General features: G+C 36.4%; 11 protein-coding genes. 1 reads left to right on the forward strand and 10 read right to left on the reverse strand.

The window, feature by feature from the left end:
* Positions 1 to 19: 19 nt before the first annotated feature.
* The 4 genes from EPA86_RS13590 to EPA86_RS13605 form a co-directional block, all read right to left on the reverse strand.
* Positions 20 to 1,471: a TrkH family potassium uptake protein gene (locus EPA86_RS13590; protein ID WP_140604502.1), complete on the reverse strand. Its 1,452-nt coding sequence runs from the start codon at positions 1,469 to 1,471 to the stop codon at positions 20 to 22.
* 30 nt (positions 1,472 to 1,501) lie between these two features.
* A complete protein-coding gene (locus EPA86_RS13595; RefSeq protein ID WP_140604504.1) occupies positions 1,502 to 2,119 on the reverse strand; it encodes a YigZ family protein in 618 nt (205 codons plus the stop codon).
* 19 nt (positions 2,120 to 2,138) lie between these two features.
* Entirely contained in the window at positions 2,139 to 3,458 is a 1,320-nt protein-coding gene (gene pepQ / locus EPA86_RS13600; protein WP_140605027.1) for a Xaa-Pro dipeptidase, read from the reverse strand.
* Positions 3,459 to 3,581: 123 nt separating this feature from the next.
* Entirely contained in the window at positions 3,582 to 5,504 is a 1,923-nt protein-coding gene (locus EPA86_RS13605; RefSeq protein WP_140604506.1) for a transglycosylase SLT domain-containing protein, read from the reverse strand.
* 182 nt (positions 5,505 to 5,686) lie between these two features.
* Between EPA86_RS13605 and tusA the strand changes: the two genes are divergently transcribed.
* Positions 5,687 to 5,932 carry a sulfurtransferase TusA gene (tusA, locus tag EPA86_RS13610; protein WP_140604508.1) on the forward strand — a complete coding sequence of 82 codons (246 nt, stop codon included), beginning with the start codon at positions 5,687 to 5,689 and terminating at the stop codon, positions 5,930 to 5,932.
* Between the two features lie 51 nt (positions 5,933 to 5,983).
* Here tusA and EPA86_RS13615 read toward each other — a convergent pair whose 3' ends face one another.
* The 6 genes from EPA86_RS13615 to recF all read right to left on the reverse strand — a co-directional run bounded on the left by EPA86_RS13615 (position 5,984) and on the right by recF (position 13,466).
* The gene (locus tag EPA86_RS13615) at positions 5,984 to 6,235 is read right to left on the reverse strand and encodes an HP1242/YdcH family protein (RefSeq protein ID WP_140604510.1); all 252 of its coding nucleotides are present in this window, start codon (positions 6,233 to 6,235) and stop codon (positions 5,984 to 5,986) included.
* Positions 6,236 to 6,244: 9 nt separating this feature from the next.
* Positions 6,245 to 6,559 (reverse strand): TraR/DksA family transcriptional regulator, encoded by a 315-nt coding sequence (locus EPA86_RS13620; RefSeq protein ID WP_140604512.1) that lies wholly within the window; start codon positions 6,557 to 6,559, stop codon positions 6,245 to 6,247.
* 200 nt (positions 6,560 to 6,759) lie between these two features.
* Entirely contained in the window at positions 6,760 to 8,826 is a 2,067-nt protein-coding gene (gene glyS / locus EPA86_RS13625) for a glycine--tRNA ligase subunit beta (protein ID WP_140604514.1), read from the reverse strand.
* The gene (glyQ, locus tag EPA86_RS13630; RefSeq protein ID WP_140604516.1) at positions 8,826 to 9,749 is read right to left on the reverse strand and encodes a glycine--tRNA ligase subunit alpha; all 924 of its coding nucleotides are present in this window, start codon (positions 9,747 to 9,749) and stop codon (positions 8,826 to 8,828) included. Before glyQ ends, glyS begins: the two co-directional genes overlap by 1 nt.
* 141 nt (positions 9,750 to 9,890) lie before the next feature.
* Complete coding sequence (gyrB, locus tag EPA86_RS13635; protein ID WP_140604518.1) at positions 9,891 to 12,326, reverse strand: DNA topoisomerase (ATP-hydrolyzing) subunit B; 2,436 nt, start codon at positions 12,324 to 12,326, stop codon at positions 9,891 to 9,893.
* Between the two features lie 9 nt (positions 12,327 to 12,335).
* Positions 12,336 to 13,466: a DNA replication/repair protein RecF gene (recF, locus tag EPA86_RS13640; RefSeq protein WP_140604520.1), complete on the reverse strand. Its 1,131-nt coding sequence runs from the start codon at positions 13,464 to 13,466 to the stop codon at positions 12,336 to 12,338.
* Between the last annotated feature and the right edge of the window lie 7 nt (positions 13,467 to 13,473).

A 13,473-nucleotide genomic window follows, 5' to 3' on the forward strand; every position in this document is an offset into this window, starting at 1 on the left:
ATAGCCTTCGTTATATAAATTATGAGCGCCAAAAAGCTGGGGTGAACAACACTAAGAGAGTAAAAATTTCTAAACGACCAAACAACATTGCCATTATCAATACCCATTTACTCATGTCATTAATACTGGCAAAGTTTGCCGCCACTTCACCTAATCCTGGACCTAGGTTATTAATACATGCAGCAACGGCGGTAAAGGCTGTTATATCATCCATTCCTGCCGCTAATAAAAGCAACATACAGATAACAAAGACAGCAGCATAAGCTGAGAAAAAGCCCCAAACTGCCTCGACAACCCTATCAGGAAGGACTTTCTTACCTAGTTTAATACTAAAAATAGCTTTAGGGTGTACTAGTTTATTGAGTTCTCGAACACCTTGTAAATACAGTAAAACCACTCGAACAACTTTCATACCACCACCAGTACTGCCCGCACACCCGCCGATGAAACTAGAAAATATCAATAAAATAGGAAGTAACGTTGGCCAGTCTGCAAATGAAGTTGTGGTAAAACCTGCGGTGGTGCTAATAGAAACGGATTGGAATAGTGCTTGATCTAAGGCGGTATCTTCATTTTGATAAGTACCAGAAGCCATTAAAACAAAGAAGCAAATTAATGTCAGTATAACCTGAATAGCAATAAACACCTTAAACTCAGGATCATAAAAGTAATTTTTTAACGATTTGCTTTGTACAACAGCGTAATGAAGAGCAAAATTTACCCCGGCAATAATTAAGAAGAATACACACACTAAATTAATTTGTGGACTGTTAAAGTAGCCCATACTGGCATCATGGGTTGAAAAACCACCAATAGCAATTGTTGAAAATGAGTGACAAATAGCATCAAAGGCGCTCATGCCAGCCAGCCAATATGCAACGGCACAAGCCACGGTTAAAGATAAATAAATATACCAAAGATGTTTTGCCGTATCGGCTATCCTGGGGGTCATTTTTGAGTCTTTTACTGGACCTGGGGTTTCAGCTCGATAAAGCTGCATACCACCAATACCAAGCATAGGAAGTACAGCGACGGCTAATACAATAATCCCCATACCACCAAGCCACTGTAACTGTTGCCTGTAAAACAATACCGCGTGAGGTAATGAGTCAATGTTAGTTAAAATGGTTGCGCCTGTAGTGGTTAAACCAGAAAAAGATTCAAAAAATGCATCTGTTGCAGATAAGTTGGGTTGCTCAAGTAAAAGTAAGGGAATGGCTGAGAAGCTAGCAAGTACAAGCCAAAATAGTACAACAATTAAAAAGCCCTCTCGCGCTCTTAAATCTGTTTTTTCATATCTGTTAGGGTACCAAGCAATAATACCGGTAAATAAGCACCATAAAAATGCCATCAAAAAAGGAACACCACCACCATCACGATATAACATAGAGATAAGTGCTGGCGGTAACATAGTGACACTAAGCAGTGCGACCAATAACCCTAAGATCCTAATAATATTTTTATATTGCACGGTTATTCTTTTTTACTTTAATGAATATATCTATTCACTCTCTTTTGATAATACAAGCTGCCCTGAAGACATTGTTTGTAATTGCTGTTGAAAACTCTCCACTTTATCCCATGGAATAGCGAGCTCAAATTCAACTGCTTGCTGATACTCTTGACTAATCACTTCACCCTCGGCTATAGCGAGTAAATGCAAAATATCGTTAACCTGACTATATTGACACGCTAACCTTTTATGCACCATAGCTATTTTAGTTTTTGACTGTAAAAAAGTGAGCGCTTGTCTAACACTCCCGCCATAAGCTCTTTGTAAACCGCCGGTGCCTAGCTTTGTACCACCAAAGTAGCGAACCACAATGGCACATACTTGTCCAATACCAGAGCCCTGCAAAACCGACAGCATAGGACGACCTGCCGTGCCACTTGGTTCGCCATCATCAGAAAAACCATAGCCTTGACTATTTTGCGAAGCGCCAGTAACAAAAGCATAACAATGATGATTTGCTTGTGGGTGCAACTCCTGAATGGTTTTAATTATTTCTTTTGCTTTTTCAGAAGAGTCACAAGGCTTTAGGTAGCAAATAAAACGACTGCGACTTACGATTGTTTCATCAACTACCTCATTCGTCGCAATTAAATATGATTTGGTCATTCATTCAATATCGATAAGATTAATTTAATTCAAGATCACGCGTCATGTTTTCATTGTGAGATTGATGAACAATAATATTATCTTCTATTCTAATACCACCAAAATCGCGAAGCTCTTCAACATTTTGCCAATTAACTTGGTCAGCATTACTCGAACTTTTAAGGTCTGCGAGCAATGAATCAATAAAATAGAGTCCTGGTTCAATAGTAAATACTTGGTTTGCTTCAATCACTCTAGACGTTCTTAAAAAAGGATGTGCTTCAGGCGCATTAACATGTGTACCTCGCTCATCAGCCATAAAGCCACCAACATCATGAGTTTGTAACCCTAAATGATGACCTAACCCGTGTGGGAAAAAAGTAGAAATAATGCCCGATTCCGCCGCTAATTCAGCATCAACATTAATTAAATCAAACTCTTTTAATACCTTTCCTATTTCTAAATAAGTTTGAATATGTAAATCCACATAACTTAGTCCAGGTTTTAAACCTGCAACAGCCGACAACATCAACTGATCCATACGTTTTATTAACTCGGCAAATTTGTTGTCTTTGTATGCATAGGTTCGAGTAATATCTGATGCGTAACCATTAAAGTTTGCACCGGCATCAATCAAAAATGATTGATGGCTTTGGGGAGGTGTTCGTTCAAGGGCCGTATAATGAAGAATTGAACAATTTTTGTTTAAGGCAACAATATTTCCATACGGCGTGTCGTTCGTGGTAAAGCCTATCGCAGTTAAATAAGCTTGTTGAATATCATACTCGGTTTCACCCTTAAAAAATGCTGTTTTAGCCGCTTTATGTGCTGTTACTGCCAACTTATTCGATTGACGCATACACTCGTGTTCATAGCTTGTTTTGTAGGCTCTATGGTAATGAATATAACTTACCAAAGGTTCAGGGTTAATATTATCAAACCCTAATGCCCTTGCGACTTCTATATGTTCACCAATATAGGCATAACCTTTTTTATCGTAAGGTAATAGCTGGTCTACTTCTGTTGCTTTTTTGAGAATTTTAATGGTGAAGTGTTTACCCCAATAGCTTTCATCAAGAGGAGTAACTTTATGCCAAAAATCAACGGGCTGGTAATAAATAATTGTTGGCTTGTCTTCACCATTAACCACTAACCACGAGTTAGTTATTTCAGTTAGAGGAAGCCAATACTTAAAATGTGGGTTCACTTTAAATGGATAACTATTGTCATCTAAGAATGCTTTGATTTCTTGACCTGAATGGATAACTAGACCTTCAAGGTTTTCTCTTTTTAATACCGTTTTTGTCGTTTGTTGAAGTTGAGTTATATGGGCAGGATAAAGGTTAGCCAATTTATCAATTAGTGCAGTCATTTGATCAGTCTCCATTTTTTTAGACATCATAGCATAGCCTATTAATACTCATTGATTTGAGTATTAATATTATTTTTACTAACTGTTCATTTTGCTTGGCAGCTAAACTTACTAGTCACCAATATTCATATTAATTACATTTTCAAAAACACTACTCACCTGACCTGGCTTGTGTTGATAAATTTCTTGATAGGCCAAAACGCTTTTCACGTAATTTCTTGTTTCTTTGAATGGTATTGTTTCAATCCAAATATCTGCTGGCATAGATTTTAAGTTCTTTAACCAGCGTTTTACTCGGTATGGCCCGGCATTATAGGATGCTGTTGCCAGTACCTGATTTCCTTTATTTTGATCAAGTAATTCCCGCAAATACTTTGTTCCTAACTGGATGTTATTTTCTGCATTTAATAAATATTTCTTACTCACCTTACCGCGCTTTAACGATTTTGCTGTTTTAGGCATGATTTGCATTAATCCTCTTGCGCCAGCAGATGAGTGAGCGTCAGTCATAAATGAGCTTTCTCTTCGGGTAATAGCAAATGCCCAAGCAGGTTCTATATTGGCTTTGTTAGCGTGCTGATTAATTTTTTCATCAAAGGCTTTTGGAAATCTTAACGATACATCATTTAAATAACCTACCTGTGATAATGTAAAAATAGCTCGATCAAACCATTGATTCTCATTGGCAATTTTAGCTGCAACTAATTTTTCTTGATTAGTAAGTTTAGATAGCCAAAAATTCCACTCTCTTCGTGCTTGCGTATAGCGTTTTAAATAAAACAATTCAAAAGCACGTTTTGCTGCAGGGTGGTTGAGTACTTTTAGTTTCTCAGCATAGGTTGTACCCACAGGAATATGCTCTAAGCTCACAGGCGCTTTTAAATAGCTAGCGGCTAAAAAACCATAATAATGGCGTTTATTAGCTAGCTTATTCATTACTTCATTACCTTCTGCTTTTCTTCCTGTTTCAATTAATGCTCTGCCATACCAATATTGCCACTGTAAATCGCCTTTATGTGACTCAGGTAGTAGTTCTAACTCTTTAATGACTCGTTGCCAGTCTTGTTGTTTTAGTACTTGTGTTAAGCGCCATTGCAACATATTTCGATTAAGCTGGGCTGGATCTAATTTCTCCAACCACTCTCTTGCTGATTGATGGTTTTTATTTGCTAAAGCTAAGGCAAACTTCTCATCAATTTGTTGTATTTGTTGGTCTGAAAATTCAAACACTTTTTGTGCTTTTTTATAGGTTTTAACAGCTCTATTAGGATCACGCCACACTAAACGTTTAATACCATAGGTAAAGATTTGACTTTCTTTTACTGACTTTTTAGGAAAGTAATTTAAACGTGAAACTATTGCTGGGTCTCTGCGTACTTTATGCCATAAGCTGCCTAAATATTTTTCTTCTTCTGGTAGTAGTTTTGTCAGGTATGGCAGTAGCGTGTGCTTACCCCCGTCTGCAGCTAGCCCTACTCTTTGCCATACAACATCTGGCGTTCTATAACCTGCAGCTTCCCACAGTTTAAATAACGGATCGCACGATTTATCCTGTGACTTTCCAACTAACCATAGTTTGGTAACTTGCGGTAAAACTGTACTTTCTGGTAAGCCAGCCTTTAAAGAAAAATTCAAATGCTTACATGTTAGCTCTGCATTTGAGGTCGGTTTAAAATACTTGATAAATAATAGCGGTCTATTTTTTTTCGCTAAGTAATTCAACCATGCCTTTCTCAGTGGCCAATCAAGTGGTGAACCTTCATATTTAGTTAAGAACTTATCAATTTCTGCAGCATCAGATAATTTTATTTTATGCATCAAGCGGCGCTGGTCTAAATAAGGCTGTAGAGGGTAGTAATGTAATTGATTATATAAGTCTACATATTGTCTTGAGTTAGGTTGAGATACGTATTTTTCTGCTCTTTGAAATGTTTGTTGCTGTGTTTGATCACTGGTAATGATGAAAGATTCACTTGCAATTACTTGCCAGGAAAAAAGAATAAAGAAAATATTGGATATTAGTTTTTTTGTCATAAGTATGAAACGATTTATCTTAAGTCGAATTTCTGGTTTATCAAAAGGCTGCGTTGCATCATAACGCGATAAACATTCGCAGGTAAGTATAGCGTATTCTCTTTTTTATCTCTTATGCTAGGTTTCATTAATTGCTATCAGGTATAATTGTGCTTTATTGCTGAATTTACACTCACTTTATTATGAACAATGAAAATCCCCCAAGTGCAGATCATTTCCTTGATGCTATTGGCTTAAGGTGCCCTGAGCCTGTGATGATGGTACGTAAGAATATTCGAAAAATTGCTAATGGCGAAACCCTGTTAGTCCAGTGTGATGATCCATCCACAACACGTGATATTCCAAGTTTCTGTCGCTTTATGGAACATGAATTAACTTATCAAAAAGTAAGTAGTAGTCCCTTTATTTACATTATTAGAAAAAAATAACCAATCATCTACGCATACCAGTAAATGATTGGCTTATTACGCTATTATAGATTATGCGGTTTCTTTACTTTTTTTAATGATGACTAGTAACTTATCTTTTAACAATAGTCGTTCTTTCTTTTTAGTTTCTAAATATTCATCACTGGTATTTTCAACACCTTGCTCAATACGGTGAACTTCTTGGTCTACTTCATGGTATTCGGTAAATAAACGAGAAAAGTGCGAATCATTCATTTTTAAATGATGTATTTCATCATGGTATTCTGGAAATTCGTGATGAAGATCATGTTTTTCTAAAGTCATATGTTACTCCTAGTTTGCACAATCTATACAGGTGGTTGTATAGGGTAATGCTGTTAATCTTTTTGGGTTAATTGGTTCGTCACAGTTGCTGCAATTTCCATAGATGCCTTTTTCTAAACGAATCAATGCTTCATTGACTAATTTCAGCTCTATTTTTGCTTCGTGATGTATCTCATCAAGAACATCATCGTTCTCTGTTTCAGTAGCTTGTTCTGCAAAGTCTTGAGATCTACCTTTATGAAAATCTGCTTCTATCGCATTAATCCGTGTTGCCAGCTCATGTTGCTTTTCTTTAAGTGCTGCAGCTAGTTGTTTATTTGGCATAAGATCCTCCTTAATATTGCTGTTTTATTAGCATATATCGCTTTATTTTTCTCTATAACCACCATACTCTTACTGTTTATTTTATTGTTGATCTAGCACAATTTTTTTTAGCTTTTATTGCTGCTATTTTTGTTAAATTTTACCCATAAAAAAAGGGTATGTTGCCATACCCTCTTAATTTAACTTTTTCTTATTTATTGCTACTGAAGCTGAGAAATATCTGCAATTTCAAAGAAGCAATTTCTAATTTCATTAAGTAGTGTTAAACGGTTAGTTTTTACCGCTTCATCATCACTCATTACCATGACATTATCGAAAAAGACATCAATTGATGTTTTCAATTGTGCAAGTTGTGTCAAGGCACCTTGATAATTTTTTGACGCCATTAAAGGCTTAACTTGCTCATTTACTTTAGCAAAAACTTGCGCTAACTCTTTTTCTTCCGCTTCCTGAGCTAATTCAAGTTTAAAACCTTCATATAATTGACCTTCAAATTTCGCCAATATATTTCCAACACGCTTATTAGCCGCAGCCAATGTCACCGCTGCATCTAATGTTCTAAAGTAGCTTACTGCTTTTATGCGTTTATCAAAATCTAATGGTGAACTGGGTTTATTCGCCATAACTGCTTGTATCACATCTATATTGATGCCCTGCTCTTGATAAAATGCTCTATAGCGTCCCATAATAAAATCAAGCACTTCATTTGCAGTATTGGTATTACTTAATTTATCACCAAACAGTACAATACTTTCCTCTATAAGCGCTGTAAGGTCAATTTCCAGCTCTTTTTCTATAATGATACGAATGATACCAATAGCAGCTCTTCTTAGTGCAAATGGGTCTTTATCACCCTTAGGTGGTTGGTTAATGCCAAAGATACCTACCAAGCTGTCAATTTTATCTGCTATGGCAACTGCGCAACCTATATTTGCTTCAGGTAAGCTGTCACCAGCATATCTTGGACGATATTGATCTTCCAACGCTTGCGCTATCGCTTCACTCTCACCATCATGCCTTGCGTAGTATTTACCCATTGTTCCCTGTACTTGTGGGAACTCTAATACCATATCTGTCATTAAATCTGTTTTACTTAATAAACCTGCTCTGTAGGCTTCTTCAGTATTTTCATTAATAGTACGAGCAATGGACTGACTTAAAGTTGCAATGCGTTCTGATTTATCTTTAACTGTACCCAATTGCTTTTGGAATAGTACATTAGCTAATTTATCTAACCGGTCTGATAAGCGTTGCTTTTTATCTGTTTTATAGAAAAACTCAGCGTCAGCTAATCTTGGTCTAATTACTTTTTCATTACCAAAAATAACTTGTTGAGGATCTTTAGATTCAATATTTGCAACAAATATGAATTTGTTTATTAATTCACCGGCTTTATTCGTTACTGGAAAGTACTTTTGGTGGTCTTTCATTGAATAGATTAATGGCTCAGCTGGAACATTAAGAAACTCTTCATCAAAGGTACCTACAAGAGTTACTGGCCATTCAACTAAAGCTGTAACTTCTTCAAGTAATTCTTCATCCATCAATGCCACTGCATCTATTTGTTCTGCTGCTTGATTAATTTGCTCTACAATTTTGGCTTTTCTTTCAGAGAAATCAGCAATAACGAACGCTTTATTCAAGGTCGTGATATATTCATCGGCATGAGTCAGCGTAACCTTATCTTTTTGATGGAAGCGATGGCCTTGTAATTTATTATCTGAACTTACACCTAATGTTTCACATGGCAATATTTCATTACCATACATGATAGTTAGCGTATGAACTGGTCTGATAAATTGTGTGCGAGCATTACCCCAGCGCATTGGCTTTGGAATAGGCAGTTTTGTTAATGCTGAGCTTACTATCTCAGGTATAATTTCTTTAACTGATTTACCTTTAACATTTGCTCGATGTAGTAACCACTCACCTTTTTCTGTTACAAGTCTTTCTGCTTGTTCAACAGTGATGCCATTTGAACGCGCCCAACCTTCTGCAGCTTTACTTGGATTGCCTTGATCATCAAAGGCTACTGTTACCGCGGGTCCACGCTTTTCAACCTGCTTGTCTTCTTGTTTTGCAGCAAGTACTTTTACTTCAACTGCAAGTCGTCTAGGCGAGGCATACCAGCTAATCTCTTCATAAGATAATGCTGCTTTATCAAGTTGACTCTGTATTCCATCATGAAAAGCCGTCGCTAGTTTTGTTAAAGATTTCGGCGGTAATTCTTCTGTACCAAGTTCAATAAGGAGTGTTTCTGTTGACATTATTTAGCTCCTTGTTTAGCTTGGCTATCTTTACAAAGTGGAAACCCTAATTCTTCTCTTTTTTGATAATACGCTTCGGCACATGCTTTTGATAAAGCTCTTACACGTAATATATATCTTTGTCTCTCAGTGACTGATATTGCATGTCTTGCATCTAATAAGTTAAATGCATGTGATGCTTTCATTACCTGTTCGTATGCTGGTAATGGTAAATTCGCTTCAATAAGTTTTTCACTATCTTTCTCACATTGATCAAATTGCTTAAATAAAGCATCAACATCAGCATGTTCAAAGTTATAGGTCGACTGCTCCACTTCGTTTTGATGGAACACATCTCGGTAATAAACAGTTCCCATTGGACCATCAGTCCAAACAAGATCATAAATGCTATCTACGTTTTGGATGTACATAGCCAAACGCTCTAAACCATATGTAATTTCACCTGTAACTGGTGAACACTCTAAGCCACCTACTTGTTGGAAGTAAGTAAACTGAGTTATTTCCATACCGTTTAACCAAACTTCCCAACCTAAGCCCCATGCACCTAACGTTGGTGATTCCCAATTGTCTTCAACGAATCTTATATCATGAACCAATGTATCAATACCTAACTCTTCTAATGAGTCTAAATACAGTTGTTGAATGTTGTCAGGAGAAGGTTTCAACATAACTTGGAATTGATAGTAATGCTGTAATCTATTCGGATTTTCACCGTACCTACCATCAGTTGGTCTACGACACGGCTGTACATAAGCACTACTCATTGGTTCAGGACCAATAGAACGTAGGAACGTCATTGGATGGAAAGTACCAGCACCTACTTCTAGATCTAAGGGCTGAACAATTACACAACCTTGTCTTGACCAGAAATCTTGTAATTGCAAGATAAGGCCTTGGAATGTTTTTATGTTGAAATTTGTCATCTGTCTCAATTTCGCCGTTATTTATATGTTCTCGTCAGATTATAACACTGTAGAGTATTTAATCTATTTTGTTTGCCCTGTGTTAAGAGCAAAAATGCCCGGCTTATGAAGACCGGGCATCAATATTGGTTGTTAGAAGTACTATACGTCTAAGTTTGAAACTCTTAAGGCATTGTCTTCAATAAAGTTTCTTCTCGGTTCAACATGATCACCCATGAGCGTATTAAACAATTGATCGGCTGCAATTGCATCTTCAATTGTAACGCGTAGCATACGCCTTGTTTCTGGGTCCATGGTTGTTTCCCATAGCTGTTCAGGGTTCATCTCACCTAACCCTTTATATCGCTGTATGTATTGACCACGTTTAGATTCAGCCATTAGCCAGTTCAATGCTTGTTCGAAGCTTGAAACGCCGTTAACTTTCTCTCCACGTTTAACATAAGCACCTTCTTCCATTAAACCATTAATTGCTTCATTCAATGACTGAATTGCCGTAAATTCTTTTGAATTAATAAAGTCATAGCTACAGTTATATTGCTTATCAATACCATGTTGCCTTACATTAAATCTCGGATAGAAAATGTTTCTTTCATGATCTTGTTCTACTGTAACACTATAGATAGAACCATTACCGTCTTGGTTTTCTAATTGTGTTATTAAATCATTTGTCCAAGCTTCCACTTTAACTTTATCGTTAAATGCCTCAGGGGCAATAGTACTGCTATAAACCATTTTTTCTAAAATGTCGCTTGGTATCTGTCTAGAAATCCTCTTAATGGTTTCCATAGTATTTCTATATTGATTTACCAGTTGCTCTAATGCTGCACCCATTATCGCTGGTGCTTGCTCATTTACATGAATAGATGCATTGTCTAAAGCTAACGTTGTAAGGTACTCAGTTAATGCTTCATCGTCTTTGATATATCGCTCTTGTTTACCTTTTTTCACTTTATAAAGAGGAGGTTGTGCTATAAAAATATGACCACGTTCCATAATTTCTGGCATTTGACGATAGAAAAATGTCAGTAGTAAAGTACGTATGTGAGATCCATCGACATCAGCATCGGTCATTATAATAATGCTGTGGTATCTTAGTTTCTCCGGGTCATACTCATCACGGCCAATCCCACAACCTAAAGCTGTAATAAGCGTACCTACTTCTTGAGAAGATATCATCTTATCAAATCTTGCTTTTTCAACATTCAGAATCTTACCTTTCAGTGGTAAAATTGCTTGGTTTTTACGATTTCTGCCCTGTTTGGCAGATCCGCCTGCTGAATCACCCTCCACAATATATAGTTCAGATAATGCAGGGTCTTTTTCTTGGCAATCTGCAAGCTTACCAGGTAGGCCTGCTATATCTAATGCACCTTTACGGCGTGTCATTTCTCTTGCTTTACGTGCCGCTTCTCGAGCTCTAGCAGCATCGACAATCTTCATAATAATCGTTTTAGCAACACCTGGGTTCTCTAATAGGTATTCACCTAATTTTTCACCCATGGCTTGTTCTACTGCAGTTTTTACTTCCGATGAAACAAGCTTATCTTTTGTTTGAGACGAGAATTTTGGATCAGGTACTTTCACTGATATAACAGCTGTTAAACCTTCACGAGCATCATCACCTGTTGCGTTAGTTTCACCCTTTTTACTCTTATTCAAGCCTTCTTTTACCATGTAAGAGTTCAAGGTACGTGTTAGTGCTGTTCTAAAGCCGCTTAAGTGAGTACCACCATCACGCTGAGGGATATTATTTGTAAAGCAGAATATGTTCTCTTGGAAGCCATCATTCCATTGCATTGCTACTTCAACAACAATGCCGTCTTCTCTACTTAAATCAAAGTAAAAGATATTTTCATTAACGGCGGTTTTATTGGTATTTAAATAATCAACAAATGCTTGAATACCACCTTCGTAACAGAAATGCTCTTCGCGTCCTTCTTCACGTTCATCGATTAATTTTATCGATACACCTGAGTTTAAAAATGAAAGCTCTCGAATTCTTTTAACTAAAATATCGTAATGAAAAAGAGTATCTGAGAACGTTTCAGAACTAGGCCAAAATCTAATTTCGGTACCGTTATTATCGCTTTCACCTACTACTGCTAATGGCGCATCTGGTTCACCAATGCTATACATTTGCTCAAAGAGTTTTCCATCTCTACGAATTGTTAGTTTTAATTTTTCGCTTAAAGCATTTACTACCGAAACACCTACACCATGAAGACCACCAGAGACTTTATATCCTGAATCTTCACCACCAAATTTACCACCAGCATGAAGTACTGTCATGATAACTTCAGCAGCAGATACACCCTCTTCTGGGTGAATTTCTGTTGGTATTCCTCGACCATCATCCTTCACAGATACAGAGCCATCTAAATGAATAGTTACAATGATATCGCTACAATGACCAGCTAAAGCTTCATCAATTGAGTTATCCAAAACTTCAAAAACCATGTGATGTAAGCCAGTACCATCATCTGTATCACCGATGTACATTCCTGGTCTTTTTCGTACTGCATCAAGTCCTTTTAGTACTTTAATACTGGACGAGTCATATTCGTTTTCTACTGTCATAGTTTCAGCCTATTCACTCATTTTTATTTCATTTTTAGCAATAACTTTACCATGTTCCACGTGAAACATCTTAAACTCTTGCTGTTCACCATTATTATGAATACTGCTAAAGTTAATAATAAATGGCTTTATCATTTCTTCATCTATAGCGGTAATAACCGCTTGGCAGTTCATTTGCAAAATCGTATCTGCTAATATAGTTCTTGAATTAACATCTAATTCTGCACCAATATCATCTATTAACAAAATTGGTTTTAGTCGCTTAACTTTCTCAATTAATTTTGCTTGAGCAAAAGTTAGTGCCAATAAAAACAACTTTTGTTGCCCTCTCGATAAACATGCTTCGATGCTATGATTACCATATAAAAACTTAACATCAAACCGATGAGCACCATAGACAGAAAATCCTTGTGCTAATTCTCTATCATATGCCTGTTCTAAACATTGATATAAATTTTTGTTTTTAGGCCATCCCTGTAAATATTGTATTGAAACTTGGTTTGATAAATCTGGCAGTAATAAACCTAGCATTACATTCAATTCTTTCTCTAACAATTCCACATAATCTGCTCTATGTTTTGCTACTACATTAGATAATTCACAATAAACATTATTCCAATATTCTAATTCAACTTTTGAAAATTTGTTTTTTATACCTGCATTTCGCTGTTTAAGTACCTGATTAAACTTACGCCATAATCCAGAGAAATCATGTTTCACGTGAAACATTCCTAAATCGATAAACTTTCTCCGCTCTTTGGGCCCACCAAAAAACAATTTAAAACTTTCTGGAGTAACAATTTGCACTGCAAAATGTTCAACCAAATTAGAAAGTTTATAGGTAACTTCACCATTTAGTTTTAGTTTAGTTACCTGATTAGTTATATTTTTATTTAAACCTAATTGGTTATCATTTGCGTCTTTCGCACTCACAATGAAGTTATCATGTGAAAAAGAAACAATGTGCTCTAATTTATTTGTTCTAAAAGACTTACCATGACCCAGAAAAAAAAGAGCTTCAAGCAAACTGCTCTTACCACTACCATTTTGCCCAATAAAAAAATTTAACTTAGGGTGCAATACAATTTGCGCAGATACAAGATTACGAAAATTTTCTGTTACAAAGTTATCTACACTCATTATGAAA

The organism is Litorilituus lipolyticus, assembly GCF_006439335.1.
In the GTDB taxonomy this organism is placed as follows: domain Bacteria; phylum Pseudomonadota; class Gammaproteobacteria; order Enterobacterales; family Alteromonadaceae; genus Colwellia; species Colwellia lipolytica.